A 25,321-nucleotide genomic window follows, 5' to 3' on the forward strand; every position below is an offset into this window, starting at 1 on the left:
TTCCACCGGCCGGGCGGGCGGGGCGCGCAGGTCAGCCGTTCCGCCCCACCACGAGCCACTGCGCGGGCAGCCGCACCGCGGCGCCGTCCGGGCCGGGTTCGGTCGTCACCAGTGGCTCCCGCCCGGAGGCCAGCACCGCGAGCCCGGCACCGGCGAAGGCGGCGGGGACCTCCTCGTCGGGCATCTCCGTGGGCGCTATGCCGTGCTCGAACACCGCGGCGAGCGTGGGCGGCGGCCCGCCGGGGCGGCCCATCAACCCGCGCAGGGACTCCTTGGCGGCCGCGGCGGGCTCGCAGACGAACGCCCGACCGCGGGTGCCCACCAGGACGGCGACGGCCTCGGCGAAGCGAGCCCGCTCCGGCGGCGCGCACTGGTGCAGGACGCCGCGCACGTAGACGTGGCTGTCGCCCAGCTCGGCGTGGAGCCGGGCGGCGACGTCGGGGTCGGTGACGTCGGCGGCGCGGAAGTCCACCCCGGCGGCGCCGGTTCGCCGCCGGGCGAGCGCGACGGCGGCCGGGGATATGTCCAGGCCCAGGACCGGTGTGTGGTGCCCGGCCAGGACCACCGTCTGCCGCCCGGTGCCGCAGCCGAGGTCCAGCAGGGGGAGGTCGTCGGTGAAGTGCGGGGCGAACAACGGGCGGTGCCGCTCGACGGTGACCTCGGGGGCCGCGTCCCAGAAGACCCGCCCCGGTTCCTCCGGGGCCTGCTGCCAGTATCCCTCCCACCGTGTGCCGGAACCGCCGTGGATGTCCTCGACTGCCGTCATCTCGCCCCCTGGGCCGGTTGTCAGCGGCGCCGGAGCGCCAACTCGAACCACACCGTCTTACCCCGTCCGGTGCGGCTCGTACCCCACCGGGTGGCGAGCCGGCTCACGACCCTCAGGCCCCGGCCGGCGGCGGAGTCCGGGCGGGCGCTCAGGAGTTGGGGCAGTGCGGGGTCCTCGTCGGTCACCTCGCACAGCAGGGCGTCACCGCGTACCAGGCGGACCTCGACCCCGGCGGTGCCCGCGTGCCGCACCGCGTTGGTCACCAGCTCGCTCACGAGCAGCTCGGCGGTCGCACCGAGGTCTCCGTGTCCCCACCCGTCGAGCCGGGCGCGGACCAGGGCGCGGGCCCGGCCGGGTGCGCGGACGTCGGCGGCCAGGGTGTGGGCCGCCGTGTCCTCGCCGTCTATGCCGTTGAGCCGCGCCATGAGGAGGGCCACGTCGTCCTTGCGCCCGTCGCGCTCGGCCGCCGCCGCGGCGGCCAGCGTGCGGATGATCGTGTCGCAGGCGTCGTCCATGGACGCGGCCGGGTGGGCCGCCGACTCGCACAGCGCGGCCAGCCCGGTGCCGATGTCCTGGCCGCGCACCTCGACCAGTCCGTCAGTGCACATCACCAGCCGGTCACCGGGTGCGACGGGGACCTCGGCCGTCTCGAAGGCCACGCCGCCGACGCCGATGGGCGCGCCGGTCGGCAGCTCCAGGAGTTCGCTGCGGCCGTCGGCCGCGCGCACCAACACGGGCGGGATGTGCCCGGCGTTGGCGATGAGCAGCCGGGAGCCGATCGGGTCGTACACGGCGTACAGGCAGGTGGCGAGGTAGCTGTCGCCGAGCCGCTGGGCGAGGTCGTCGAGGCTGCGCAGGAGCTGGGCCGGCTCCAGGTCCAGGCCCGCCATGGTCTGCACGGCGGTACGCAACTGGCCCATCATCGCCGCCGAGTTCAGCCCGTGGCCCATGACGTCGCCGACCACCAGGGCGGTACGGGAGCCGGGCAGCTGGATCGTGTCGAACCAGTCGCCCCCGACCCGGCCGAGGCGGGTGCCGGGCAGGTAGCGCGTGGCCGTGTCGCAGCCGGGCATGCGGGCGGCGATCCGCGGCAGCATGCTGTCCTGGAGGGTGTCGGCGACGTTCTCCTGGTAGGTGTACATGCGGGCGTTGTCCAGGACGAGCCCGGCGCGGGCGGCGAGTTCGGCGCCGGTCACGCGGTCCATGTCGTTGAACTCCGGGCGCTCGCGGTGGCGCAGCAGGATCATGAAGCCGAGGACGACGTTGCGCGCCTTCAGCGGCACGACGAGCATCGAACGGTGGGTGATGAGCGGACGGATGTCCCGCTTCTCGAACTGCGAGGCGATGGCGTGGCCCATCTCCTCGGTGATACGCGGCACCAGGACCGGCTCCCCGGTGGTCATGCACTGGAAGAACGGCGTGTGCGCGGGGAAGGGCATGGACTCGCCGACGGGCACGACGTCGTCCCAGCGCCCCGGCTCGTCGGTGTGCTCCAGCGCGACGCGGTGCCACAGCGTCGTGGTGTCCGGGACGCCGTCGGGGAAGCCCTCACCGGCCACCACCTGCTCCCGCAGGTAGGTTCCGGCGACGTCGGTGAAGCGCGGGACGACGGCGGCGCTCACCTCCTGGATGGTCCGCGCGAGGTCCAGTGAGGTGCCGATGCGGCCGCTGACCTCGTTGAGGAACTCCAGGCGCTCGCGGACGGCGGCGTGCTCGAGGTCCGACTCCAGTTCGGCGGCGGCCGCCTCGGCGGCCCTCGGGTCGATGTCGGCCGCCGCGGCCGCGCGGATCAGCCGGGCACGGCGGGCGACGCGTCGTGCCACGCCCCAGTCGGGCGTGACGGGCACGCGCTCGTGCCGGCTGACCTCCAGCACCGGGTAGCCGAGTTCAAGGACCTGGGAGACCACCCGGGCGCTCTCCTGCGGGCTCATGCTCGGCAGGATCTCGGGCAGCCGGGCGGCGAGCCGGTCGGCTCCGGGGAAGTCGGTGTGCAGGGCGAGCCCGGGAGCGATGCGCCGCTCCTCCTCGTCGGAGGCGGTCAGCCCCTCGGTGCCCGAGGCCAGTACCAGCAGCCGTTCCGGCCCGGGGCCGACGAGGGGGTAGGCCCACCACAGGACGTCGCCGGGATCGCCCGCCCCGGCGCCGCCGGCCCGGCCGGTCGTCGCGTACCCGACGGCGTCGCCGCGCAGCCCGGCCTCCCAGCCCGGGTCGCCGAACGCGCCCGAGACCGGCATGAGTTCGGCCGCCGGGCGGCCCACCGCCTCCTCCCGGGACGGCCCGAAGAGCCGGCGTGCGTGATGGCGCCCTGCCGGTCCACGACCACCACGGCCAGCGGGATGCGCCCCTGGGCGTCGGGACCTTCGGGGGTCGCCGACGGGTGCGACGCCGTCGAGGCACCGGACCCCCCTTGGGCGGGGACGCCCGAGGGGGCCGCGGTGCCCGGCTGCTCGTGCTCCATGGGCTGCCAGTCTCCTTCCAGCGGACTCCACCACGGTAGAGGCGGGGCGCCGCCGCGCGCCGGAGATCCGGGCAAAGACCTGCTGAAACCTGGCGGGAGGGCGGCTACGGCTTGCGCGCGACCCCGCAGTAGAACGCGACCTCCTCGGGGGGCTCGGGCTGTTCGGGCCCCCCGGTGCCGCCGGGCGCGGGGCCCACGGCGGGCGCCGGCCGCCACCGGGAGCACGAGACGACGCCCGGCTCCAGCAGGTCCAGGCCCTCGAAGAAGCCGGTGATCTGCTCGGGCGTGCGCTGCTTGAGCTTCGGGGTCCCCACCGAGTTCCAGAACCTGACGGCCTCGTCGACGTCCTCGAAGCCCGGCGCGGTGATCGTGTGCGACAGCAGGAGGTGGCTGCCGGAGGGCACGGCGTCCATGAGCCGGCGCACGATGCGGTACGCCTCCTCGGTGTCGTCGACGAACATGGCCACCCCCAGCAGGATCACCGCCACCGGCCGGGAGAAGTCGAGGGTCTTCGCCGCCTGTTCGAGGATGGCGTCGGGCTCGTGCAGGTCGGCGTCGATGTAGTCGGTGACACCCTCGGGGGTGCTGGTGAGCAGGGCGCGCGCGTGTGTGAGGACGAGCGGGTCGTTGTCGACGTAGACGATGCGGGCGTCCGGCGCGACGAGCTGGGCGACCTCGTGGGTGTTGTCGGCCGTGGGCAGCCCGGTGCCGATGTCCAGGAACTGCCGGATGCCCACCTCACCGGTCAGGTGCCGCACGGCACGGCCGAGCAGCGCCCGGTCCGCCCTGGCGTACTCCAGGATCCCGGGGTGCAGGCGGTGGATCTCGTCCCCGGCGGACCGGTCGACCTCGTAGTTGTCCTTGCCGCCCAGCCAGTAGTTCCACATCCGCGCCGAGTGGGGCACGTTGCTGTCGATCCGCGGCGCCCCGGTCGGGGCTGCGGTCGCGTCGTGGGTCATGGGAACTCCGTGTCCGGGGTGGGGAGATGGCGGGACCCAAATCTAGGGGCCCGGGGCTCGTCGCACGAGCCCCGGGGGGATTCCGCCGCCGCTCCCGCCCGGCGGCGCGGTCAGGCCCGGGCGCGGACGACGCCGTCCATGCGGGCGAGGAGCTCGTCGTAGATACGGCCGAGGCCCTTGGGGGCGAAGGTCCTCTCGAAGAACCCGCCGATGCCGCCGGCCCCCTGCCAGGTCGTCTCGACGGTGACGCGGCTGCTGCCCTCGGTCGCGCCCGGGGTGACGGTCCAGGTGGTGACCATGGACGAGTTGCGGTCGCGTTCGGTGAGCCGCCCGGCGGAGGGCTCGTCGACCTCCAGCAGGCAGTCCCGGACCCGCTTGCTGGTCGCCTGGAGCTTCCAGTGCACGAGCGTGCCCGCACCGGTGCCGCCCTCGCGCACCTCGTACTCGCTGAAGTGGTCGGTCAGGACGCGCTCACGGGTGCCGGCGTAGTCGGCGAGGGCCTCGAACACCGCGTTCGGGTCCGCCGCGATCTCGCGCTCCCTGCTGACCTCGACCTGGGCCATGGCTCCTCCTGAGTGTCGCACGGTGGGGTGCGCCCGGCGGGTCCGGTGGACCCGGGGCACCAGCGGCCATCCCACCACCCCGGGCCGGGCGGGCCAAATCGCGGTTGACACCACGGCTCCGAACAGATGTTCTATTCTCGAAGCGGGGGGGGCGACCGACGCCGGGGGCGAGCACGAGGAGGCAGCCATGCGCTGGGAGCACCTGGGCGGGGACGGCTCGGCCGCCCTGTTCGACACCGACGCCGTCGTCACCCGCACCGTCGACACCCCCGAGTTCCGGGGCGTGACCTTCCACGAGGTCCGCGCCCGGTCGATCCTCAACCGGGTGCCGGGCGCCTCCCGGATGCCGTTCGACTGGACGGTGAACCCCTACCGGGGGTGCACCCACGCCTGCGTCTACTGCTTCGCCCGCAGGACGCACAGCTACCTCGACCTGGACACCGGCCGGGACTTCGACTCCCAGATCGTCGTCAAGACGAACGCCCCCCAACTCCTGCGGCGCGAGCTGGCCTCCGCCCGGTGGCGCGGCGAGCACATCGCGATGGGCACCAACGTCGACTGCTACCAGCGGGCGGAGGGCCGCTACCGGCTCATGCCGGGCATCCTCACCGCCCTGCGGGACTTCGCCAACCCGTTCTCCCTCCTCACCAAGGGCACCCTCATCCTGCGCGACCTGGACCTGCTGCGTTCGGCGGCGGCCGTGACGGAGGTCGGCGTCGCGGTGTCGGTGGGCTTCACCGACGAGGAGCTGTGGCGCACGGTCGAGCCGGGCGCCCCCGCCCCCGAGCGCCGACTCGACGTCGTCCGCGCGCTCAGCGGGCACGGCATCGGGGTGGGGGTCCTGATGGCCCCGGTGATCCCGTTCCTGGGCGACTCCCCCGCCCAGCTGCGGGCGACCGTGCGGGCCGTCGCCGCCGCCGGGGCCACGTCCGTCACGCCGCTCACCCTGCACCTGCGCCCGGGGGCGCGGGAGTGGTTCACCGCCTGGCTCGCCCGCCACCATCCGCACCTCGTGCGCCCCTACGAGAACCTGTACGCGGACGGGCCGTACGCGCCCACCTGGTACCAGCGCCGGATCACCGGCCAGGTGCACGAGCTGGCCGCCGAGTACGGCATCGGCCCCGCCCGGGCGGGGGCGGCCCGGCGGCTGCCGCCCGCCGCCGAGCCGCCCCCGGGGCCCGCGCGGGAGGACCAGGGCGTTCAACTGACGCTGCCGTGAGGCGGCCGGGCGCGACCGGGGCACATGCCATCCGGATATGCGGCGCGGACTATATCCCGTCCACGGCGATTGCGGAGCAGTACCGCCGAAACCGCCCGAACGGATGGCACGAAGCGTAACTTCGCCCTCACGTCCGGTGCCAATCCCGGTGCCGGAATCCGGGGAGGAATGCTGGCGTGTCCGGAATCGACGAGTGCCTGCTCGCGGCGATGGGACTGTCCGGTGCGCGTGGGGCGGCCGTGGTCGACTGGACCAGCGGGCTCGCCCTGGGCACGATCGGCTCCGCCGTGTCCGGCGACCACGAGGTGACGGCGGCCGACACCGCCGAACTGGCCCGGACGGCCGCCGAGCAGGTGACGCTCGCCGAGACGGCCCGCCCGGGCGCACCGGCGGCGACCGACGCGCCCGGCCCTCCCGAGCCGGCCGTCGAGGACCTCATCATCACCACCCGCGACGGCTACCACCTGCTGCGCTTCGTGGAGACGGCCTTCGACAGCAGCGTCTTCCTGCACCTGTGGCTGGACCGACGGGACGGAAACCTCGCCCTGGCCCGCATCCGGTTGGCCGAGCTGGCCCGCGAGCTGGTGCTGAGCTGACCATGGCGACCGCCCTCGACCACCTCCTGACGCACCTCGCCGACGAGGCCGCCACCGGCGCGCTCGTCGGGCCCGCCGGCACCCTGTACCTCCTCGACGGCGCCGTGGCCCACGCCGAGTGCGCGGGCTCCCCCGACGTGGGCACCCTCCTCGTGCGGGCCGGCCGCCTGGACGCCGCCGTCTGGCGGGACGCGCACGACGGCGGCGCCCGATCGCTCCTGGAACACGGCCACCTGACCCGGGGCGAGTTGGAGATCTGCCATCTGGGAGCGCTCCACGACGCCGCCTACCTCCTGCGGTCCCGCCCCGAGGGGCCCGTCCGCTTCGACCACGGGGTCCGACACTGGCTCGGCCCGGTGCGCTCGGCGCCGGTGGCGGCGCTGGACCGGGAGATGCGACGGCGCAGCCGGCTGTTGCGGCGGATCTGGCCGCACGACGAGGTGGACTCCGCTCCGGTCCGTCCGCGGCGGGCGGGGGAGCGCGGACCGGCCGGGCGGGGCCCGGCGGGGCGATGCGCCGTCACCCCCCGCCAGCTCGACGTCCTGCGGCTCGCCGACGGCCGTCGCACGCCCGCCGACATCGCCACCGCGCTGGCCCGTCCCGCGTACCGCACGCTGCTCGACGTCCGGCGGCTGGCCGCGGCCGGGCTCGTCGAGACGCCGCACACCTTCCCCACGCCGCTCCCCCGGCGCCGGGCGGACGCCCCGCCGCCCCCGGCACCCACGCCGACCGACTGCCCGGACATCGCGACCCTGCGCCGCATACGTGACGCCCTGGAGGCCCTCCGTTGAGCCCACCACCCGCCCGTACCCCGTCGTCGTCCACCCCCACCGCGTCATGAGGCGTGCCCTGCGCCAGCGCCCGGTGGGCGAGCGGACGCCTCCGCCCCCGCCCCCGCCGCCGGCGCCGCCCCGGCCGCCCCGCGCGGACGTCTTCGACGAACTCCTGCGGCTGCGTGCCCGGCTGCCGCAGGTCACCGGCGCCCTGGCGGCGAGCGTCGACGGACTCGTGCTGGCCTCGGACACCGCGCGGGTCGATCCGGAGCCGCTGGCCGCCGTGACCGCCGCCTCCCTCGGCGTCGCGGTACGGCTCGCCGACGTCACCGGGCAGGGCGGCTTCCACGAACTCGTCGTCCGCGCCGAGGGCGGCTACGTCGCGACCTACGCGGCCGGCACCACCGCCGTCCTGACCGTGCTGGCCGAGCCGCGCAGCAACGTCGGCCGCGTCCACCTGGAGGCCCGCCGCGCGGGCGCCCGCATCGGCGCTCTTCTCGAAGACGCCGCTTCCTGACCCTCCGTCACACCACAGAAAGGACATCCCATGGCGAACACCGAGACCACTCTCAAAGAGGCGATGACGACCATCGACGGCGTCGTCGGCGTCGCACTGGTCGACTACGAGAGCGGCATGGCGCTGGGCACCCTCGGCGGCGGCAAGGACCTCGACCTCGGCGTCGCCGCCGCCGGGAACACCGACGTCGTGCGGGCGAAGCTGCGCACGATGGAGCACCTGGGGCTCAACGACGAGATCGAGGACATCCTCATCACGCTCGGCACGCAGTACCACCTGATCCGCCTGCTCAAGCGGCGGGACGCGGGCGGGCTGTTCCTCTACCTCGCCCTCGACCGGGGCCGGGCGAACCTCGCCATGGCCCGGCACCAGCTCCGCACCGTCGAGGCGCTGCTGGAGATCTGACGGCCCGTGGACCAGACGGCCACACGGCCGTCGCACGGCGCGAGGACCCCCGCACCGGCGGTGCGGGGGTCCTCGCGCCGTCACCGGCGCACCGCATGCGCCGTGCCTTCAAGAAGTCGACGCGGCAGGGGCGTTGACGGCCCCCACGCGTCCATCTATAAAACCACGAGAGCGCTCTCAGCCCTGTGCTTCCCCCCACCCAGGAGGTGCTCTCCTTCATGTCCGCACACGTCCGCAGACGACACGCCGTGCTCGGCGTCGTCGCCCTGCTCCTCGCCGTCCTGGCCTCCGGCCTCGGGACGTCCTCCGCCCGCGGGGACATCCCGCCGCCCGCCGACGGCTGGGAGCTTCAGTGGGGCGACGACTTCACCGGGCCCGACCGGACCCCGCCCTCCGGCGAGAAGTGGATCACCGACCTCGGCCACTCCTACCCCGGCGGCCCCGCGAACTGGGGCACCGGGGAGATCCAGCGCTACACCGACTCCACCGACAACCTGAGCCTCGACGGCAACGGCAACCTGCGCATCACCCCGCTGCGCGACGGCGCCGGGAACTGGACCTCCGGACGGATCGAGACCCGCAGGAGCGACTTCAAGGCGCCCGAGGGCGGAACCCTGCGCATCGAGAGCCGGCTGCGGATGCCGGACGTCGCCGGTGAGCAGGCTCTCGGCTACTGGTCGGCCTTCTGGGCCCTCGGCTCGCCCTACCGGGGCAACTACTGGAACTGGCCGGGCGTCGGCGAGTTCGACGTGATGGAGAACGTCAACGGGATGAACCGCGTCTGGGGCGTCCTGCACTGCGGCGTCGCCCCCGGCGGGCCGTGCGACGAGAACAACGGGCTGGGCGCCAGCCGTCCCTGCCCCGGGACGTCCTGCCAGGCCGCCTTCCACACCTACCGGTTCGAGTGGGACCGCGGCGTCTCCCCGAACGAACTGCGCTGGTACGTCGACGACCAGCTCTACCACCGGCTCACCCAGGACCGGTTCGACGCCACGACCTGGCAGAACATGACCGGCCACGCCGGATACTTCATCCTGCTCAACGTGGCGATGGGCGGCGGGTTCCCCGACGGCGTCGCCGGGCACGCCACGCCCACCGCCGCCACCGAGCCGGGCCACTCCATGCTCGTCGACTACGTGGGCGTGTGGACGCGCGGCGGCGACGGCGGCCAGGACCCCGGTGACCCCGGCGAGCCGACGCCGAGCACCCTGTACCTGCGGGACGGCGGCGGGCTCGGCGAGGCCGGGCCCGCCGCCGGGACGGCGACGCTCGCCTCCGCCGACGGCCGCAACCACGACGGCACACCCCACGCGGTGCAGACCTTCACGGCCCGAGGGGTGACGGGCGACTACTCCGGCGGCACCACGGCGTTCGACCTCTTCGTGGACGCGGGCACCACCGTGGGCAACGGCCAGCAGGTGCGGATCTCCTACGACCGGACCGGTGACGGCAGTTGGGAGCGCTCGGAGACCTACCGCTACTTCGCCACCGATCCCGTGCCCGGCGTCGAGCACTACACGGCCGAGAGCGGGCTGCACTCGGCCACCGGCTCCCTGGGCGACATGGTGAACGGCACGGTCCGGGTGGAGGTGTGGAACGCCATCGGCACCGGTCCGAGCACGCTCGGCACCGGCGACCGCTCCGTGCTGCACCTGCCCTTCGGCTGAGCCCGGGCCCCGCCGGCAGTGCCGACCGCTCGACGGTTTGGCACGGGCGGCGGGGCGCGTCATGCTGACCCCGTGCTGATCAGAGAAGCGACCGAAGAGGACTGGCCCGCGATCTGGGCCTTCATGCGCGGCATCATCGCGGCGGGTGACACCTACACCTACGACCCCGACACCCCGGAGGAGGCCGCTCGCGCCCTGTGGTTCGTGCCGCCGCCCGGCCGGGCGTTCGTCGCCGTGGACGACGACGGGACGGTGCTCGGCACCTCCAAGGTCGCGCGCAACCAGGCCGGGGGCGGTTCCCACGTGGCCAACGGGAGCTACATGGTCGATCCGGCCCGCAGCGGGCGCGGCGTCGGTCGGGCCCTGGGCGAGCACTCGCTGGAGTGGGCCCGCGCGGCGGGCTTCCGGGGCATGCAGTTCAACGCGGTCGTCGCCACCAACACCCGGGCCGTCACGCTGTGGCAGTCGATCGGCTTCACGGTCATCGGCACGGTCCCCGGCGGGTTCGACCACCCCGACCAGGGCTCCGTGGACCTCCACCTGATGTACCGCGACCTCTAGGCTCCGGGGAGCTCCGGGGACGCGGCGGGCTCCGGGGACGGGAGCGCGCACAGGGCCACCTCGGCGGCGGGGCGCAGCGGGGGGTGGGCCAGGGCGTCCGTCAGCAGGGGCCGGCACCCCGGGTCGGCCAGCGCGGCCAGTCCCTCGACGCAGGCCCGCGCGACGGGCCAGTGGTGCTCCGGCCCGGCCAGCAGCCGCCGCAGCAGCGCCGAGAGCGTCGGTGCGGCCTCCGGCGCCCGGAGCCGGGTGAGGAGGCGCACCGGGTGGAGGGCGTAGGCCGTGCGCAGGGCGTTGCCGGCCAGCGCCGCCGCGGCCCGGCCGGTGCGGGGGTCGGCCAGCGCGAACAGCCCCTCGGCCGCGCGCTCGCCCCGCACGGGATCGCGGTGGTTCAGCAGGAACACCAGCGTCTCGAAGGCGCGGGGGTCCCCCGCGAGGGCGAGCGCGTAGGCGGCCATCTCCTGCTGCCACAGCGGGCGTCCGACGGCGGTGAGCCACTCCGTGAGGGCGTCCCGGGCGTCGGCGCGGGCCGGTGCCGCCCCGGCCAGCGCGAGCAGACGGTCACGCGTCGGGCCGTCCTCCTCCGCGACGTGTTCCGCCATCGCCCGCAAGGTGTCGTCCACCGCTCCGCCCCTTCCGGCCGCCCCGTGCCCGGCACTCTCCCCCGGTGCTTCCCCGGCAGCGCGGCCGGCCACACCGCTCACGTGGCGGGGACCACACGACATCGTGCGACCGCCCCTCTGGCGTTCTTGTTACCGGCCGGTTAGCCTGCTCATCAGAGCGGGACAACCGCTCAGGCGGTCTGGTGACGCAGCCGCCGAGAGTGTCAGTCGGTTCAGCATCCGTACGTCCGCGTACGCACGTTACGGCGTCGGCCCGGGACAGGGCCGTGCCGACTCAACCGCCCGCCGCGGTCCTCACCCAGCGCCCCCGCGCCGCCCCGACGGGCGTGCGCCGCGCACCGGTCCACGCGGCAGGCCGGCACCCTTCTCTCGTCGTCACCCCTGGAGTCCCGTGATGGACCGTCCTTCCCTGAGCACAGTCGCCGTCGTCGGCCTCGGCACGATGGGCACCGGCATCGCCGAGGTCCTCGCCCGCGCGGGCCGTGAGGTCATCGGAATCGACACCAGCGACGAGGCGGCCCGCCGGGCCGTGGCCGCGCTGGAGGCGTCCACCGCCCGCTCGGTGGCCCGCGAGCGGATCACCGAGGAGGAGCGGCAGGACGTCCTGGGCCGCTTCCGCACGCACCGGGACGTCGGGGCCGCCGCCGAGGCCGACCTCGTCATCGAGGTGGTCCCGGAGGAGTACGCGCTCAAGCACGCGGTGTTCCGGGCGTTGGACGAGGTGGTCAAGCCGACCGCCGTCCTGGCCACCGGCACCAACGCCCTGTCCGTGACCCGCCTGGCCGCCGACTCCGCGCACCCCGAGCGCGTCCTCGGGCTGCACTTCTTCAACCCCGCCCCGGCGATGAAGCTCGTGGAGGTCGTCTCCTCCGTCCTGACGGCGCCGGCGGCCGTCGACGCCGTGACCGAACTGGCCCAGGAGCTGGGCAAGGAGCCGATCCGCGTCGGCGACCGCCCCGGCTTCGTCGCCGACGGCCTCCTCTTCGGCTACCTCAACCAGGCCGCGGCGATGTACGAGTCGCAGTACGCGACCCGCGAGGACATCGACGCCGCGATGAAGCTCGGCTGCGGCCTGCCGATGGGCCCGCTGGAGCTGCTGGACCTCATCGGGATCGACACCGCGCGCACCGTCCTGGACGCCATGTACGCCGCGTCGCGCGACCGGCTGCACGCCCCCGCGCCGATCCTGGGCCAGCTGAGCCGGGCGGGGCTCACCGGCCGCAAGGCGGGTCGCGGCTTCTACACCTACGAGGCCGCCGGGAGCGCCGTCGTCGTCCCCGACGCGCTCACCCCCGACGCCGGGGCGCGGCGCGGCACCGCGCGCGAGGTCGGCACCGTCGGCGTCGCCGGTTCCGGGACGATGGCCAGCGGCATCGCCGAAGTGTTCGCGAAGGCCGGCTACGACGTCGTCCTGGTCGCCCGCAGCGAGGAGAAGGCGGAGAAGGCCAAGGCCCGCGTCGCCTCCTCGCTGGACCGCTCGGTGAAGAAGGGCCGGATGAGCGGGGAGGACCGCGACGCGGCGCTCGCCCGCGTCACCCCCGCCGGTTCGCCGGACGCCATGGCCGGCGTCGACCTGGCCGTGGAGGCCGTCGCCGAGGACCTGGGGATCAAGCAGGAGCTGTTCGCGACCCTGGACCGGGTCTGCCGGCCCGGCGCCGTCCTCGCCACGACGACGTCCTCGCTCCCCGTCGTCGCCTGCGCGCGGGCCACCGATCGCCCGCAGGACGTGATCGGGATGCACTTCTTCAACCCCGCCCCGGCGATGAAGCTCGTGGAGGTCGTCCGCACGGTCCTGACCGGGGACGACGTCCACGCGACGGTGCGCGAGGTGACCACCCGCATCCGCAAGCACCCCGTCGACTGCGGGGACCGGGCCGGCTTCATCGTCAACGCCCTGCTCTTCCCGTACCTGAACAACGCGGTGAAGATGCTGGACGAGCACTACGCGACACTGGACGACATCGACGCCGCCATGAAGCTCGGCGGCGGCTACCCGATGGGCCCGTTCGAACTGCTGGACGTCGTCGGGCTCGACGTCTCGCTCGCCATCGAGCGGGTGCTGCACGAGGAGTTCCGCGAGCCGGGCCTCGCTCCGGCACCGCTGCTGGAGCATCTGGTGGCGGCCGGGTGCCTGGGCCGCAAGTCCGGCCGCGGCTTCCGCGAGTACGCCCGTCGGTGAGCGTTCCGACCGGGTGGGGCGGGCTGCTGGAACCCTCTTCCGGCGGCCCGTCCGTCCCGTCCAGCGGCCCGTGTAACGTTCCCCACATGTCGCAGCCAGCCAAGCCCGCTCGAACGAGCACTCGTACCACCGCGTCGTCACAGCGCCTGAAGCTGCGCCGGGAGCTGGCTGCCGCGGCGATGGAGCTCTTCGCCACCAAGGGCTACCAGGAGACGACGGTGGACGAGATCGCCGCCGCCGCCGGAGTGGCCCGGCGGACCTTCTTCCGCCACTTCCGGTCCAAGGAAGAGGCGATTTTCCCCGACCACGACGAGACGCTGGAGCGCGCGCGGGCCGTCCTGGAGGCGGCGCCGCCGCACGAGAACCCGCTCGACACCGTGTGCCGGGGGATCAAGGAGGTCATGCGCATGTACGCGGCCTCCCCGGCGGGGAGCGTCGAGCGCTACAAGCTGACCCGTGAGGTACCGGCGCTCCGGGAGCGCGAGATCGCCTCCGTGGCCCGTTACGAGCGGCTCTTCACCCGGTACCTGCTGGGCCACTTCGACGAGGCCGCGCACCGGGACGGCGACGACGACCCGCTGCTGGCCGAGGTGGCGGCCTCGGCGGTGGTCACCGCCCACAACCACGTCCTGCGCCGCTGGCTGCGCTCGGGCGGCCGGGGTGACGTGGAGGCCCAGCTGGACCGGGCCTTCGCGATCGTCCGTGAGACGTTCGGCACCGGCTTCGGCGCGAGCCGGGCCACGGCCCTGGGCGGTGGCGCGCCCGAGCCGGCCGCCGTCACGGCCCGGACGGACCGCGACGTGCTCGTCACCGTGGCCCGCACGGACACCCCGCTGCCCGAGATCATGCGCACCATCGAGGCGGCCCTGCGGCCGGGCTGACGCCGCTCCCCCCTCCCCCGACTCCTCGACACCGCCCCGGCGGGCCCGCATCGGACGGCCCCCGGGGCGTTTCGGCGTGCCCGCGCGGGGGCGGTGACCGCCGGCCGCGTACCGGTGTGACCTGCGGCGCAAAGAAATGGCACGGGGTGTCTTGCGAGGTGGCACTGCGTGTCATACGGTGGCCACCACGCCGGGCACTGTCCCCGCGGCCCACCCACGGCCGCGCGCCCGGTCCGCCTGCGTCACCAGGCACCACGCTGAACCGACGGCGTCCCCCGCGTCCCTCGCACCACACGCTTCGCCGGAGGCATACCGTGACCAACCCCATCCTCGACGCGATCGTCTCGCCGGAGAGCACCGCGGACGACTTCGCCGCACTGGAGCTGCCCGAGTCCTACCGCGCGATCACCGTGCACAAGGACGAGCAGGAGATGTTCCAGGGCCTGGAGAGCCGCGACAAGGACCCGCGCAAGTCCCTGCACCTGGACGACGTGCCGGTGCCGGAGCTCGGCCCGGGCGAGGCCCTGGTCGCCGTCATGGCGAGCTCGGTCAACTACAACTCGGTCTGGACCTCGATCTTCGAGCCGGTCTCCACCTTCGGCTTCCTGGAGCGCTACGGCCGTCTGTCCCCGCTGACCAAGCGCCACGACCTGCCGTACCACGCCATCGGCTCCGACCTGGCCGGTGTCGTCCTGCGCACCGGCCCGGGCGTCAACGCCTGGACGCCCGGCGACGAGGTCGTCGCGCACTGCCTCTCCGTCGAGCTGGAGTCCGCCGACGGCCACAACGACACGATGCTCGACCCCGAGCAGCGCATCTGGGGCTTCGAGACCAACTTCGGCGGCCTCGCCGAGATCGCGCTCGTGAAGTCCAACCAGCTCATGCCGAAGCCCAAGCACCTCAGCTGGGAGGAGGCGGCGGCGCCGGGCCTGGTGAACTCCACCGCCTACCGCCAGCTCGTCTCGCAGAACGGCGCCGGGATGAAGCAGGGCGACAACGTCCTGATCTGGGGCGCCAGCGGCGGCCTCGGCTCCTACGCGACCCAGTTCGCACTGGCCGGCGGCGCCAACCCGATCTGCGTCGTCTCCAGTGAGGACAAGGCCGAGATCTGCCGGCGCATGGGCGCCGAGGCGATCATCGACCGCAAGGCCGAGGGCTACCGGTTCTGGAAGGACGAGAACACCCAGGACCCGCGCGAGTGGAAGCGCTTCGGCAAGCGCATCCGCGAGCTCACCGGCGGCGAGGACATCGACATCGTCTTCGAGCACCCCGGCCGCGAGACCTTCGGCGCCTCCGTCTACGTCACCCGCAAGGGCGGCACCATCACCACCTGCGCCTCGACCTCGGGCTACATGCACCAGTACGACAACCGGTACCTGTGGATGTCCCTCAAGCGCATCATCGGCTCGCACTTCGCCAACTACCGCGAGGCGTGGGAGGCCAACCGGCTGATCGCCAAGGGCAAGATCCACCCGACGCTGTCGAAGACGTACTCCCTGGAGGACACCGGCCAGGCCGCGTTCGACGTGCACAAGAACCTCCACCAGGGCAAGGTGGGCGTGCTGTGCCTGGCGCCCGAGGAGGGCATGGGCGTCAGCGACCCGGAGACGCGGGCGAAGCACCTCGACGCCATCAACCGCTTCCGGAACGTCTGAGAAGAGACGCCACCACCATGACTGAGCGTCAGAACACCAGCGCGCGCCCGCAGCGGGACCGACCCTGGCTGATGCGCACCTACGCCGGGCACTCCACCGCGGAGGCGTCCAACGAGCTGTACCGGCGCAACCTCGCCAAGGGCCAGACGGGGCTCTCGGTCGCGTTCGACCTGCCGACGCAGACCGGATACGACCCGGACCACGTCCTGGCCCGCGGCGAGGTCGGCCGGGTGGGTGTGCCCGTCTCGCACCTGGGCGACATGCGGCGGCTGTTCCAGGACATCCCCCTGGAGCAGATGAACACCTCGATGACCATCAACGCCACCGCCATGTGGCTGCTGGCGCTCTACCAGGTGGTCGCCGAGGAGCAGGGGGCGGACCCCGGCAAGCTCCAGGGGACGACGCAGAACGACATCGTCAAGGAGTACCTCTCGCGCGGGACGCACGTCTTCCCGCCCGGACCCTCCCTGCGGCTGACCACCGACATGATCACCTACACGGTGGCCCACATCCCCAAGTGGAACCCGATCAACATCTGCAGCTACCACCTGCAGGAGGCCGGGGCCACGCCGGTGCAGGAGATCGCCTACGCGATGTCCACCGCCATCGCCGTCCTGGACGCCGTCCGCGACTCCGGCCAGGTGCCGCGGGAGCGGATGGGCGACGTGGTCGCCCGCATCTCCTTCTTCGTCAACGCCGGTGTGCGGTTCGTCGAGGAGATGTGCAAGATGCGGGCGTTCACCCGGATCTGGGACCAGGTCACCCGCGAGCGGTACGGCGTCGAGAACGCCAAGCAGCGCCGCTTCCGCTACGGCGTGCAGGTCAACTCCCTGGGGCTCACCGAGGCCCAGCCGGAGAACAACGTCCAGCGCATCGTCCTGGAGATGCTGGCCGTCACCCTCTCCAAGGACGCCCGCGCCCGCGCCGTGCAGCTGCCCGCCTGGAACGAGGCGCTGGGGCTCCCCCGGCCCTGGGACCAGCAGTGGTCGCTGCGCATCCAGCAGGTGCTCGCCCTGGAGAGCGACCTGCTGGAGTACGACGACATCTTCGCCGGGTCGCACGTCATCGAGGCGAAGGTCGACGGGCTGGTCGAGGAGTGCCTGGCCGAGATCGAGCGGATCCAGGAGATGGGCGGCGCGATGGCGGCCGTGGAGTCCGGGTACCTGAAGTCCCGGCTCGTCTCCTCGCACGCGGAGCGCCGGGCCCGCATCGAGTCCGGCGAGGAGAAGATCGTCGGCGTCAACTGCTACGAGGCCACGGAGCCCAGCCCGCTGACGGCCGACCTGGACACGGCGATCATGACCGTGGACCCGGCGAACGAGGCCCGGGTCATCGAGGCGCTGGGCGCCTGGCGCGACCGCCGGGACGAGCCGCGTGCCCAGGAGGCGCTGGCGGCGCTGAAGAAGGCCGCCGCCGGGGATGTCAACCTGATGCCGGCCACCGTCGAGTGCGCCCGTGCGGGCGTCACGACCGGTGAGTGGGCCTGGGCCCTGCGGGACGTCTTCGGGGAGTTCCGCGCACCCACGGGCGTGAGCAGCGCCCCGGTCGCCGTGGCGGCCGAAACCGGGTCCACGCTCGCCCAGGTGCGGCGCAAGGTCGCCGCCACCGCCGATGAGCTGGGCAGCGGACGGCTGCGGCTGCTCGTCGGCAAGCCCGGCCTGGACGGCCACTCCAACGGCGCCGAGCAGATCGCCGTCCGGGCCCGCGACGCCGGGTTCGAGGTGGTCTACCAGGGCATCCGGCTCACGCCCGAGCAGATCGTCTCGGCGGCCGTGGCCGAGGACGTGCACTGCGTGGGCCTGTCCATCCTCTCCGGCTCCCACGCGGAGCTGGTGCCCGACGTGCTGGACCGGCTGCGCCGGGCGGGCGCGGAGGACCTGCCCGTCATCGTCGGCGGGATCATCCCCTCCGCCGACGCCGCCGCCCTGAAGGCCGCCGGTGTGGCGGCGGTCTTCACGCCGAAGGACTTCGGCATCACGGAGATCATCGGTCGTATCGTCGACGAGATCCGCACCGCGAACCGGCTCGACCCCCTGGAGGTCCCCGCATGAGCACCCCCGTCAACCGTCTGCGCCCGCGCCGTTCCTGCCTGGCCGTGCCCGGCAGCAACCCGCGCTTCCTGGAGAAGGCGCAGGGTCTCCCGGCTGACCAGGTGTTCCTGGACCTGGAGGACGCCTGCGCGCCGCTCGCCAAGGAGGGCGCCCGGCACACCATCGTCGACGTCCTCAACAACGGCGACTGGAACGGCAAGACGCGCGTCGTGCGCGTCAACGACTGGACGACGCACTGGACCTACCGCGACGTGGTGACGGTCGTGGAGGGCGCGGGCCCCAACCTCGACTGCATCATGCTGCCGAAGGTGCAGGACGCCACCCAGGTGAAGGCGCTGGACCTGCTGCTGACGCAGATCGAGAAGACGATGGGCTTCGAGGTCGGCAGGATCGGCATCGAGGCGCAGATCGAGAACGCCAAGGGGCTGGTGAACGTCGACGAGATCGCCGCCGCCTCGGACCGGCTGGAGACGATCATCTTCGGCCCGGCCGACTTCATGGCGTCCATCAACATGAAGTCGCTGGTCGTCGGCGAGCAGCCGCCCGGCTACCCGGCCGACGCCTACCACTACATCCTCATGCGCATCCTCATGGCCGCCCGCCAGCACGACCTGCAGGCCATCGACGGCCCGTACCTCCAGATCAAGAACGTGGAGGGCTACCGCGAGGTGGCCGGACGCTCGGCGGCGCTGGGCTTCGACGGCAAGTGGGTGCTGCACCCCGGCCAGGTCGAGGCGGCCAACGAGATCTACTCGCCCTCCCAGGACGACTACGACCACGCCGAGCTGATCCTGGACGCCTACGCGTTCCACACCTCCGAAGCGGGCGGCAGGAAGGGCTCGGCGATGCTCGGCGACGAGATGATCGACGAGGCCAGCCGCAAGATGGCGCTCGTCGTCGCGGGCAAGGGCCGCGCCGCCGGGATGACCCGCACCAGCAAGTTCGAGGCACCGGAGGCGTAAGCGATGCAGTTCGGCCGTACCTACGAGGAGTTCGAGGTCGGTGCCGTCTACAAGCACTGGCCCGGCAAGACGGTCACGGAGTACGACGACCACCTGTTCTGTCTCCTGACCATGAACCACCACCCGCTGCACATGGACGTCAACTACGCCGAGAAGACGACGGACTTCGGCAAGAACGTCGTGGTGGGCAACTACATCTACTCGCTGCTGCTGGGCATGTCCGTGCCGGACGTGTCGGGCAAGGCGATCGCCAACCTGGAGATCGAGTCGCTGCGGCACGTCGCCCCGACCTTCCACGGCGACACCCTCTACGGCGAGACGACGGTGCTGGACAAGACGCCGTCGAAGTCGAAGTCGGACCGGGGGATCGTGTACGTCGAGACCAAGGGCTACAAGCAGGACGGCACCCTCGTGTGCGTCTTCCGCCGCAAGGTGATGGTGCCCACCGCCGAGTACATCGAGGCACGCGGTGGCGAACAGCCCGGCCGCCCGGAACTCGTCGAGCGCCCGAAGGGCGGTAAGTGACATGGGACGCCTCGCACAGACCGACGGCCTGACCGACATCCAGCGGGAGATCCTCTCCACCGTCCGCGGGTTCGTCGACAAGGAGATCATCCCGGTCGCCACGGAGCTGGAGCACAAGGACGAGTACCCCACCGAGATCGTCGAGGGCCTCAAGGAACTCGGCATCTTCGGCCTGATGATCCCCGAGGAGTACGGCGGCCTCGGCGAGTCGCTGCTGACGTACGCGCTGTGCGTGGAGGAGATCGCGCGCGGCTGGATGAGCGTCTCGGGCATCATCAACACGCACTTCATCGTCGCCTACATGCTCAAGCAGCACGGCACACAGGAGCAGAAGGACTACTTCCTGCCGAGGATGGCGGCCGGCGAGACCCGGGGCGCCTTCTCGATGTCGGAGCCGGCGCTCGGCTCGGACGTCTCGGCCATCTCCTCCAAGGGAGTGCGCGAGGGGGACGGGTTCGTCCTCACCGGCCAGAAGATGTGGCTGACCAACGGCGGTTCGTCCTCGCTGGTGGCGGTGCTCTGCCGGACGGACGAGGGGCACGCCGAGGGCACCGCCCCGCACAAGTCGATGACGACCTTCCTGGTCGAGAAGGAGCCCGGGTTCGGCGACGTCATGCCCGGCCTCACCATTCCCGGAAAGATCGACAAGATGGGCTACAAGGGCGTCGACACGACCGAGCTCATCATGGACGGCCTGCGGGTACCGGCGGACCGGGTCCTCGGCGGGGAGACCGGCCGGGGCTTCTACCAGATGATGGACGGCGTCGAGGTCGGCCGCGTCAACGTGGCCGCGCGCGGCTGCGGAGTCGCGCAGCGCGCGTTCGAGTTGGGCGTCTCCTACGCCCAGCAGCGCAGCACCTTCGGCAAGCCGATCGCCCAGCACCAGGCCATCCAGTTCAAGCTGGCCGAGATGGCCACGAAGGTGGAGGCCGCGCACGCGCTCATGGTCGGCGCCGCCCGCAAGAAGGACTCCGGGCAGCGCAACGACCTCGAAGCGGGCATGGCCAAGTACCTGGCCTCGGAGTACTGCAAGGAGGTCGTCGAGGACGCGTTCCGCATCCACGGCGGCTACGGGTTCTCCAAGGAGTACGAGATCGAGCGCCTCTACCGCGAGGCGCCCATGCTGCTGATCGGTGAAGGTACGGCAGAGATCCAGAAAATGATCGTCGGCCGTCGCCTGCTGGAGGAGTACCGGCTGCAGGGCTGAGCGCCGCTTCACCCCGGTTCGGGCGGTTTCCTCCGTGAGCGAGGTCACACACCCGGGCCGGGGTTCGGCGTCCTGACGGAGGCTCGGGCTTTCCCAGTTGCCGTCCTGTGCCGATACCATGCGGAGGACAGCCGTGGTCCACCGTATCTGCGCGGCACCCTCCCGCTACGAAGGTCTTCCATGCCCCACCGCTCATCCCCCTCTCCCCGTGGTCGTGTCCGCATCGCTCGCGGCGCGTCACCATGGCTCCTCCCGACGGTGGCCACGGCCGCCGTCAGTCTCGCCGGGGCGCGCCGCTCCGGGAAGGCGCGGGCCGTGGCCGTGCCGGTCACCGCGCTCGCCGCCGGCATGCTCTGGTTCTTCCGGGACCCGGAGCGGGAGGTCGCCCGGGGCCGGGTCATCTCCCCGGCCGACGGCGTGGTGCAGAGCGTCATGCCGTGGAAGGACGGTCGCACGCGGGTGGCGATCTTCATGAGCCCGCTGAACGTCCACGTGAACCGCGCCCCGCTGGCGGGGACGGTGACGTCCGTGGAGCACGTGCCCGGCGGGTTCGTCCCGGCGTTCAACAAGGAGAGCGAACACAACGAGCGCGTCGTCTGGCACTTCGACACCGAGCTCGGCGACATCGAGATGGTGCAGATCGCCGGCACGGTGGCACGGCGCATCGTCCCCTACCTGCCCGAGGGCACCAAGGTCGAGCAGGGCGAGCGGATCGGCCTGATCCGGTTCGGCTCGCGCGTCGACGTGTACCTGCCCGAAGGTGTGGAGGCCGGCGTCGAGGTCGGCCAGAAGACGACGGCGGGAGTGACACGCCTTGACCGCGACTGACCCCGACAGCGCCCACGCCGGCTCCGGCTGGGGGCTCGACGAGGCGGACGACGACGAGATGCCGCTGTCCACGCGGCTCTCGATAGCCGACACCCTCACCCTCGGCAACGCCACCTGCGGCTTCATGGCGGTGTACTTCACCACCACCGGGGTGCTGATCCCCCATCTGACCGACAGCGGCGACGGGGGCATGGCGCGCTCCAGCGCCGCCACCGCCGTGATGCTGATGCTCATGGCCTCGGTCTTCGACCTCTTCGACGGGATCGTGGCCCGCAAGCTGCGGGCCTCGGCGATGGGCGCCGAGCTGGACAACCTCTCCGACCTCATCAGCTTCGGGCTGGCCCCGGCGTACTTCGTCCTGGTGTGGGGCATGGTCGCCACCGACGCGAACCAGCACGTCTCGGCACTGGCCGCGATCGTCGTCCTGCTCGCGGTGGTGCTGCGGCTCGCGCGGTTCTCCTGCGTGACCCTGCGCGACGGCATCTTCCAGGGGATGCCGAGTCCCTTCGGAGCCCTGACGGTGGTCTCCATCGTGCTGCTGGAACTGCCGTTCATCCCGACACTGCTGGCGATCATCGGTACGGCCTGGCTGATGGTCAGCCGCGTGGAGTACCCCAAGCCGCGCGGCAAGCTGGCCGTGGGCATGCTGAGCTGGATCGTCCTGGCGATGGGCATGCTGGCCGCCTGGGCGCTGGACTCCCCCGGCGGGGAGCTGCTGCTCCAGACCGGCTGCGCCCTCCAGCTGGTGCTGGGCGCCGTCATCCCGCTGTTCGCGACGGCACGCCGGGTGAACACCTTCCGCGACAACCGACGCGAGGCCCGGGCCGCGGCCCAGGGCTGAGCACCGGGGCGCGGCGCACGGAACGCCGGGCGGGCCGCCGACGCGGCCCGCCCGGCGTTCCGCCGTTCCTACAGGTGCTCGTGCGCGAGCCGCTCCGCCACGCGCTCCAGGAGCGGTCCCGCGTTCGCCATGCACCGCTCGGGGTCCGGCTCGACGGACGTCAGCGGGTAGACGGCCCCGATGCCGGCCTCCCGCACGGCGGCCTCGTCGATCGCCAGTCGGCCGCAGACGGCCACCACGGGCTTCCCGGCCGCCCGCGCCGCCGCCGCGACGCCGGCCGGGGCCTTGCCGTGGAGGGTCTGCGCATCCATGGACCCCTCACCGGTGATGACGAGGGCGGCCCGCTCCAGCGCCGGGGCGAAGCCCAGCACCTCCAGCAGCACCTCGATGCCGGGCCGGAAGGCGGCGCCCAGGCCCACCAGGGCTCCGTACCCGATGCCGCCGGCCGCTCCGGCGCCGGGCGCGTCGGCGCACCGCGCCGCACGCGGGCCCACGGTGCTCTCCAGTACGCGGGCGTAGTGGGCGAGGGCGGCGTCCAGCGTGGCGACGTCCTCCTCGGAGGCGCCCTTCTGCGGCCCGTAGACGGCCGGGGCCCCCGTCGGCCCGGTCAGCGGGTTGTCGACGTCGCTGGCGAGCACCACGTCCACGTCCTTCAGGCGCGGGTCCAGGCCCGTCAGGTCGGCCTCGGCCAGCTCGCGCAGCGGGCCGCCGCCGGGAGCCAGCGGCTGCCCGTCGGCGTCGAGGAAGCGTGCGCCCAGGGCCGCCAGCATGCCGGCGCCTCCGTCCGTGGTGGCCGATCCGCCGACGCCGAGCACGATCGTCGTGGCCCCGGCCGCGACGGCCGCCAGCAGCAGCTCGCCGCTGCCGTAGGTGGTCGCGGTGAGCGGTGCGAAGACCCCCTCGGGCAGCAGCTGGAGCCCGGAGGCCTCGGCCATCTCGACGATCGCCGTCGAGCCGGACAACGCGTAGGCCGCCGTCACCGGAGCCCCGAGCGGCCCGGTCACCTCGACCTCGCGGCGTTCGAACCCGCCGGCCACGGCCGCCGCGACGGTGCCGTCACCGCCGTCGGCCACGGGGAGGGCCTCGACGTCCAGGCCGGGCCGGGCCCGGCGCAGGCCCTCGGTCACGTGGGCGGCGACCTCGACGGCCGTCAGCGAGCCCTTGAACTTGTCGGCGGCGATCAGCACGCGCCCTGTTTGGCTCATGTGGGGTGTCCCTTGCTTTCGAACGGGCAGTCGCGCCAAGGACGACCTTATCCGGCGCGCTGTCCCGGCGGCCATCGACGTCCGGCGTGCCGGGGGACGCAGCGCAACCGAGCACTGATAGTGAGACGACATGACAACGGACACGACGTCTTCCCCACCGCCCCCGGAGTCCCTCGGAAAGGGCCCCCACCGCAAGACCCCCGGCCCCGACCCGACCGTCGTCGGGATCGGAGTGGTGACGGTCCTGCTCGTGGTGGGCTGGGCGGCACTGGGGCAGGACTCGTTCTCGACCGCCGCCTCCGGCTCCCTGGACTGGGTCCTCAGGAACTTCGGCTGGCTCTTCACGATCGGGGCCAACGCCTTCCTGGTCCTGTGCGTCTACATCGCGCTGAGCCGCTTCGGCCGCATCCGCCTCGGCAAGGACGACTCCAGACCGGAGTTCAACAACCTGGCCTGGATCGCGATGATGTTCAGCGCCGGCATGGGGATCGGCCTGATGTTCTACGGCGTCGGCGAACCGCTCACGCACTACTTCGACCCGCCCCCCTTCGGCTCCGCCGAGCCGCGCAGCGGTGAGGCCGAGCGGGCCGCGCTGGAGTACTCGTTCTTCCACTGGGCACTGCACCCGTGGGCGATCTACGGCGTCACCGGCCTCGCACTGGGCTACGCGACCTTCCGCAAGGGGCGCGGCAACCAGCTCAGCTCCGTGTTCGTCCCGCTCCTCGGCAAGCGGCGGGCGGCGGGCTGGCCCGGCCGCACGATCGACCTCCTCGCGGTGTTCGCGACGGTCTTCGGCACGGCGACCAGCCTGGGGCTCGGTGCCCTCCAGGTCGCCAGGGGGCTGAACATCACCACGGGCATCGAGGACGGCCGGGGCCTGCACCTGGCGATCATCACGGTCCTCGGCGCCGCGTTCGTGCTGTCCGCCTTCTCCGGGCTGCACAAGGGCATCAAGTGGCTGAGCAGCATCAACATCGTGGCGGCGGCGCTGCTGATGGTGTTCATCTTCCTCGCCGGCCCGACCGTGTACGTGCTCAACGCCATCCCGGCCGGTGTCGGCCCCTACCTCCAGGAACTCCTCATCACCTCCTCGCGCACCGGCGCGTTCGGCGAGCAGGACTGGCTGGGCATCTGGACGATCTTCTACTGGGCGTGGTGGATGTCGTGGGCGCCCTTCGTCGGCACCTTCCTGGCCCGCATCTCGCACGGCCGGACGGTGCGGGAGTTCCTGATCGGCGTCCTGCTGGTGCCCTCGGGAGCGAGCATCGCGTGGTTCTCCGTCATGGGCGGAAGCGCGCTGCGCCTGGACTCGACCGGGCAGGCGGACCTGTCCGGCCCGCTGGACGAAGGCGTGGAGTCCTCGCTCTTCGCCCTGCTGGACGCGCTTCCGCTGACCGCGCTGACCTCGGTCGTGGCCATGCTGCTGGTGATGACGTACTTCGTGACCAGCGCCGACTCCGCCTCCCTGGTCATGGGCTCGCTCACCAGTCGGGGCGCGCTGCATCCCCAGCGGTGGCTCGTGGTCACCTGGGGTGTGCTGATGGCCTCGGTCGCCGCCGTCCTGCTGGTCGCCGGCGGTCTGGAGGCCCTGAAGTCCGGGACGATCCTGGTGGCCCTGCCCTTCGTGGTGGTCCTCATGGCGATGTGCTGGGCGCTGCTGCGGGAGATGCGGGAGGATCCGGGGGCCGGACCCACCCGGCACCACGCGCTGCACGGCCTGCGGGACGCGATGCGGGTCATGGTCGGTGAGGCCGTCAGCGAGCACCACCGGTCCCGGCACTGGCGGCTGCGCCGCGCGGCCTCACGCGTCACCGAGGACGCGGAGTCCGGCGACCAGGAGCCGGACCGCCTCTGAGCGGGTGCCGTCCGGCGCCGCACTCCGC

At 72.8% G+C, this 25,321-nt stretch carries 22 protein-coding genes and 1 pseudogene; 17 read left to right on the forward strand and 6 right to left on the reverse strand.

Features of this window, described 5'->3' with window-relative positions; all coding sequences use genetic code 11:
• Positions 1-31 precede the first annotated feature (31 nt).
• The 4 genes and pseudogenes from IF129_RS06810 to IF129_RS06825 all read right to left on the reverse strand — a co-directional run bounded on the left by IF129_RS06810 (position 32) and on the right by IF129_RS06825 (position 4,746).
• Entirely contained in the window at positions 32-766 is a 735-nt protein-coding gene (locus IF129_RS06810) for a class I SAM-dependent methyltransferase (RefSeq protein ID WP_191208567.1), read from the reverse strand.
• A 20-nt stretch (positions 767-786) separates the two neighbouring features.
• Positions 787-3,224, reverse strand: a pseudogene (locus IF129_RS06815) (SpoIIE family protein phosphatase).
• Positions 3,225-3,328: 104 nt separating this feature from the next.
• On the reverse strand, positions 3,329-4,183 hold the full coding sequence (locus IF129_RS06820) for an SAM-dependent methyltransferase (protein ID WP_191208568.1): 855 nt from the start codon (positions 4,181-4,183) through the stop codon (positions 3,329-3,331).
• Between the two features lie 110 nt (positions 4,184-4,293).
• Positions 4,294-4,746 carry an SRPBCC family protein gene (locus IF129_RS06825; protein WP_191208569.1) on the reverse strand — a complete coding sequence of 151 codons (453 nt, stop codon included), beginning with the start codon at positions 4,744-4,746 and terminating at the stop codon, positions 4,294-4,296.
• A 187-nt stretch (positions 4,747-4,933) separates the two neighbouring features.
• Between IF129_RS06825 and IF129_RS06830 the strand changes: the two genes are divergently transcribed.
• The 7 genes from IF129_RS06830 to IF129_RS06860 all read left to right on the forward strand — a co-directional run bounded on the left by IF129_RS06830 (position 4,934) and on the right by IF129_RS06860 (position 10,484).
• The gene (locus tag IF129_RS06830; protein ID WP_191208570.1) at positions 4,934-5,965 is read left to right on the forward strand and encodes an Rv2578c family radical SAM protein; all 1,032 of its coding nucleotides are present in this window, start codon (positions 4,934-4,936) and stop codon (positions 5,963-5,965) included.
• A gap of 176 nt (positions 5,966-6,141) precedes the next feature.
• Positions 6,142-6,561: a hypothetical protein gene (locus tag IF129_RS06835; protein WP_191208571.1), complete on the forward strand. Its 420-nt coding sequence runs from the start codon at positions 6,142-6,144 to the stop codon at positions 6,559-6,561.
• Between the two features lie 2 nt (positions 6,562-6,563).
• Entirely contained in the window at positions 6,564-7,352 is a 789-nt protein-coding gene (locus IF129_RS06840) for a transcriptional regulator (protein ID WP_191208572.1), read from the forward strand.
• Between the two features lie 154 nt (positions 7,353-7,506).
• The gene (locus IF129_RS06845) at positions 7,507-7,851 is read left to right on the forward strand and encodes a roadblock/LC7 domain-containing protein (RefSeq protein WP_381480741.1); all 345 of its coding nucleotides are present in this window, start codon (positions 7,507-7,509) and stop codon (positions 7,849-7,851) included.
• A gap of 30 nt (positions 7,852-7,881) precedes the next feature.
• Positions 7,882-8,256, forward strand: coding sequence for a hypothetical protein (locus tag IF129_RS06850; RefSeq protein ID WP_191208574.1), 375 nt, complete (start codon positions 7,882-7,884; stop codon positions 8,254-8,256).
• Between the two features lie 218 nt (positions 8,257-8,474).
• Positions 8,475-9,923, forward strand: a complete 1,449-nt coding sequence (locus IF129_RS06855) for a glycoside hydrolase family 16 protein (RefSeq protein WP_191208575.1) — start codon at positions 8,475-8,477, stop codon at positions 9,921-9,923.
• Between the two features lie 72 nt (positions 9,924-9,995).
• A complete protein-coding gene (locus IF129_RS06860; protein ID WP_191208576.1) occupies positions 9,996-10,484 on the forward strand; it encodes a GNAT family N-acetyltransferase in 489 nt (162 codons plus the stop codon).
• Here the strand turns inward: IF129_RS06860 and IF129_RS06865 are convergent.
• The gene (locus tag IF129_RS06865) at positions 10,481-11,104 is read right to left on the reverse strand and encodes a hypothetical protein (protein ID WP_318153595.1); all 624 of its coding nucleotides are present in this window, start codon (positions 11,102-11,104) and stop codon (positions 10,481-10,483) included. The two genes, IF129_RS06860 and IF129_RS06865, sit on opposite strands and share 4 nt — an antisense overlap.
• 394 nt (positions 11,105-11,498) lie before the next feature.
• On the opposite strand from IF129_RS06865, the gene IF129_RS06870 reads away from it, so the two are divergent.
• The 9 genes from IF129_RS06870 to pssA all read left to right on the forward strand — a co-directional run bounded on the left by IF129_RS06870 (position 11,499) and on the right by pssA (position 22,233).
• Positions 11,499-13,283, forward strand: a complete 1,785-nt coding sequence (locus IF129_RS06870) for a 3-hydroxyacyl-CoA dehydrogenase family protein (RefSeq protein WP_191208577.1) — start codon at positions 11,499-11,501, stop codon at positions 13,281-13,283.
• Positions 13,284-13,369: 86 nt separating this feature from the next.
• The gene (locus tag IF129_RS06875; protein ID WP_191208578.1) at positions 13,370-14,164 is read left to right on the forward strand and encodes a TetR family transcriptional regulator; all 795 of its coding nucleotides are present in this window, start codon (positions 13,370-13,372) and stop codon (positions 14,162-14,164) included.
• A 314-nt stretch (positions 14,165-14,478) separates the two neighbouring features.
• Positions 14,479-15,819, forward strand: coding sequence for a crotonyl-CoA carboxylase/reductase (gene ccrA / locus IF129_RS06880; protein WP_191208579.1), 1,341 nt, complete (start codon positions 14,479-14,481; stop codon positions 15,817-15,819).
• A 17-nt stretch (positions 15,820-15,836) separates the two neighbouring features.
• Positions 15,837-17,870, forward strand: a complete 2,034-nt coding sequence (locus IF129_RS06885) for a protein meaA (protein WP_191208580.1) — start codon at positions 15,837-15,839, stop codon at positions 17,868-17,870.
• Positions 17,867-18,832: an HpcH/HpaI aldolase/citrate lyase family protein gene (locus IF129_RS06890; RefSeq protein ID WP_191208581.1), complete on the forward strand. Its 966-nt coding sequence runs from the start codon at positions 17,867-17,869 to the stop codon at positions 18,830-18,832. The genes IF129_RS06885 and IF129_RS06890 overlap by 4 nt, the downstream gene beginning before the upstream one ends.
• Positions 18,833-18,835: 3 nt before the next feature.
• Entirely contained in the window at positions 18,836-19,357 is a 522-nt protein-coding gene (locus IF129_RS06895; protein WP_191208582.1) for a MaoC family dehydratase, read from the forward strand.
• Position 19,358: 1 nt separating this feature from the next.
• The gene (locus IF129_RS06900) at positions 19,359-20,564 is read left to right on the forward strand and encodes an acyl-CoA dehydrogenase family protein (RefSeq protein ID WP_191208583.1); all 1,206 of its coding nucleotides are present in this window, start codon (positions 19,359-19,361) and stop codon (positions 20,562-20,564) included.
• Positions 20,565-20,744: 180 nt separating this feature from the next.
• Positions 20,745-21,392, forward strand: coding sequence for a phosphatidylserine decarboxylase (locus tag IF129_RS06905; protein ID WP_191208584.1), 648 nt, complete (start codon positions 20,745-20,747; stop codon positions 21,390-21,392).
• A gap of 58 nt (positions 21,393-21,450) precedes the next feature.
• The gene (gene pssA / locus IF129_RS06910; protein ID WP_191208747.1) at positions 21,451-22,233 is read left to right on the forward strand and encodes a CDP-diacylglycerol--serine O-phosphatidyltransferase; all 783 of its coding nucleotides are present in this window, start codon (positions 21,451-21,453) and stop codon (positions 22,231-22,233) included.
• Positions 22,234-22,301: 68 nt separating this feature from the next.
• Here pssA and IF129_RS06915 read toward each other — a convergent pair whose 3' ends face one another.
• Positions 22,302-23,438: a glycerate kinase gene (locus tag IF129_RS06915; protein ID WP_191208585.1), complete on the reverse strand. Its 1,137-nt coding sequence runs from the start codon at positions 23,436-23,438 to the stop codon at positions 22,302-22,304.
• Between the two features lie 130 nt (positions 23,439-23,568).
• Here IF129_RS06915 and IF129_RS06920 point away from each other — a divergent pair, with 130 nt between their 5' ends.
• On the forward strand, positions 23,569-25,293 hold the full coding sequence (locus IF129_RS06920; RefSeq protein ID WP_191208586.1) for a BCCT family transporter: 1,725 nt from the start codon (positions 23,569-23,571) through the stop codon (positions 25,291-25,293).
• Positions 25,294-25,321 lie beyond the last annotated feature (28 nt).

The organism is Streptomyces chumphonensis, assembly GCF_014779715.1.
GTDB lineage: Bacteria > Actinomycetota > Actinomycetes > Streptomycetales > Streptomycetaceae > Streptomyces > Streptomyces chumphonensis.

Excerpts from the sequence above, each read along its gene's own strand:
- IF129_RS06870 (WP_191208577.1), top strand. The coding sequence starts at position 11,499 with ATGGACCGTCCTTCCCTGAGCACAGTCGCCGTCGTCGGCCTCGGCACG.
- IF129_RS06850 (WP_191208574.1), top strand. The coding sequence starts at position 7,882 with ATGGCGAACACCGAGACCACTCTCAAAGAGGCGATGACGACCATCGAC.
- IF129_RS06885 (WP_191208580.1), top strand. The coding sequence starts at position 15,837 with ATGACTGAGCGTCAGAACACCAGCGCGCGCCCGCAGCGGGACCGACCC.
- IF129_RS06855 (WP_191208575.1), top strand. The coding sequence starts at position 8,475 with ATGTCCGCACACGTCCGCAGACGACACGCCGTGCTCGGCGTCGTCGCC.
- IF129_RS06840 (WP_191208572.1), top strand. The coding sequence starts at position 6,564 with ATGGCGACCGCCCTCGACCACCTCCTGACGCACCTCGCCGACGAGGCC.
- IF129_RS06810 (WP_191208567.1), bottom strand. The coding sequence starts at position 766 with ATGACGGCAGTCGAGGACATCCACGGCGGTTCCGGCACACGGTGGGAG.
- IF129_RS06915 (WP_191208585.1), bottom strand. The coding sequence starts at position 23,438 with ATGAGCCAAACAGGGCGCGTGCTGATCGCCGCCGACAAGTTCAAGGGC.
- IF129_RS06895 (WP_191208582.1), top strand. The coding sequence starts at position 18,836 with ATGCAGTTCGGCCGTACCTACGAGGAGTTCGAGGTCGGTGCCGTCTAC.
- IF129_RS06905 (WP_191208584.1), top strand. The coding sequence starts at position 20,745 with ATGCCCCACCGCTCATCCCCCTCTCCCCGTGGTCGTGTCCGCATCGCT.
- pssA (WP_191208747.1), top strand. The coding sequence starts at position 21,451 with ATGCCGCTGTCCACGCGGCTCTCGATAGCCGACACCCTCACCCTCGGC.
- IF129_RS06830 (WP_191208570.1), top strand. The coding sequence starts at position 4,934 with ATGCGCTGGGAGCACCTGGGCGGGGACGGCTCGGCCGCCCTGTTCGAC.
- IF129_RS06820 (WP_191208568.1), bottom strand. The coding sequence starts at position 4,183 with ATGACCCACGACGCGACCGCAGCCCCGACCGGGGCGCCGCGGATCGAC.
- IF129_RS06920 (WP_191208586.1), top strand. The coding sequence starts at position 23,569 with ATGACAACGGACACGACGTCTTCCCCACCGCCCCCGGAGTCCCTCGGA.
- IF129_RS06875 (WP_191208578.1), top strand. The coding sequence starts at position 13,370 with ATGTCGCAGCCAGCCAAGCCCGCTCGAACGAGCACTCGTACCACCGCG.
- IF129_RS06825 (WP_191208569.1), bottom strand. The coding sequence starts at position 4,746 with ATGGCCCAGGTCGAGGTCAGCAGGGAGCGCGAGATCGCGGCGGACCCG.
- IF129_RS06900 (WP_191208583.1), top strand. The coding sequence starts at position 19,359 with ATGGGACGCCTCGCACAGACCGACGGCCTGACCGACATCCAGCGGGAG.
- IF129_RS06890 (WP_191208581.1), top strand. The coding sequence starts at position 17,867 with ATGAGCACCCCCGTCAACCGTCTGCGCCCGCGCCGTTCCTGCCTGGCC.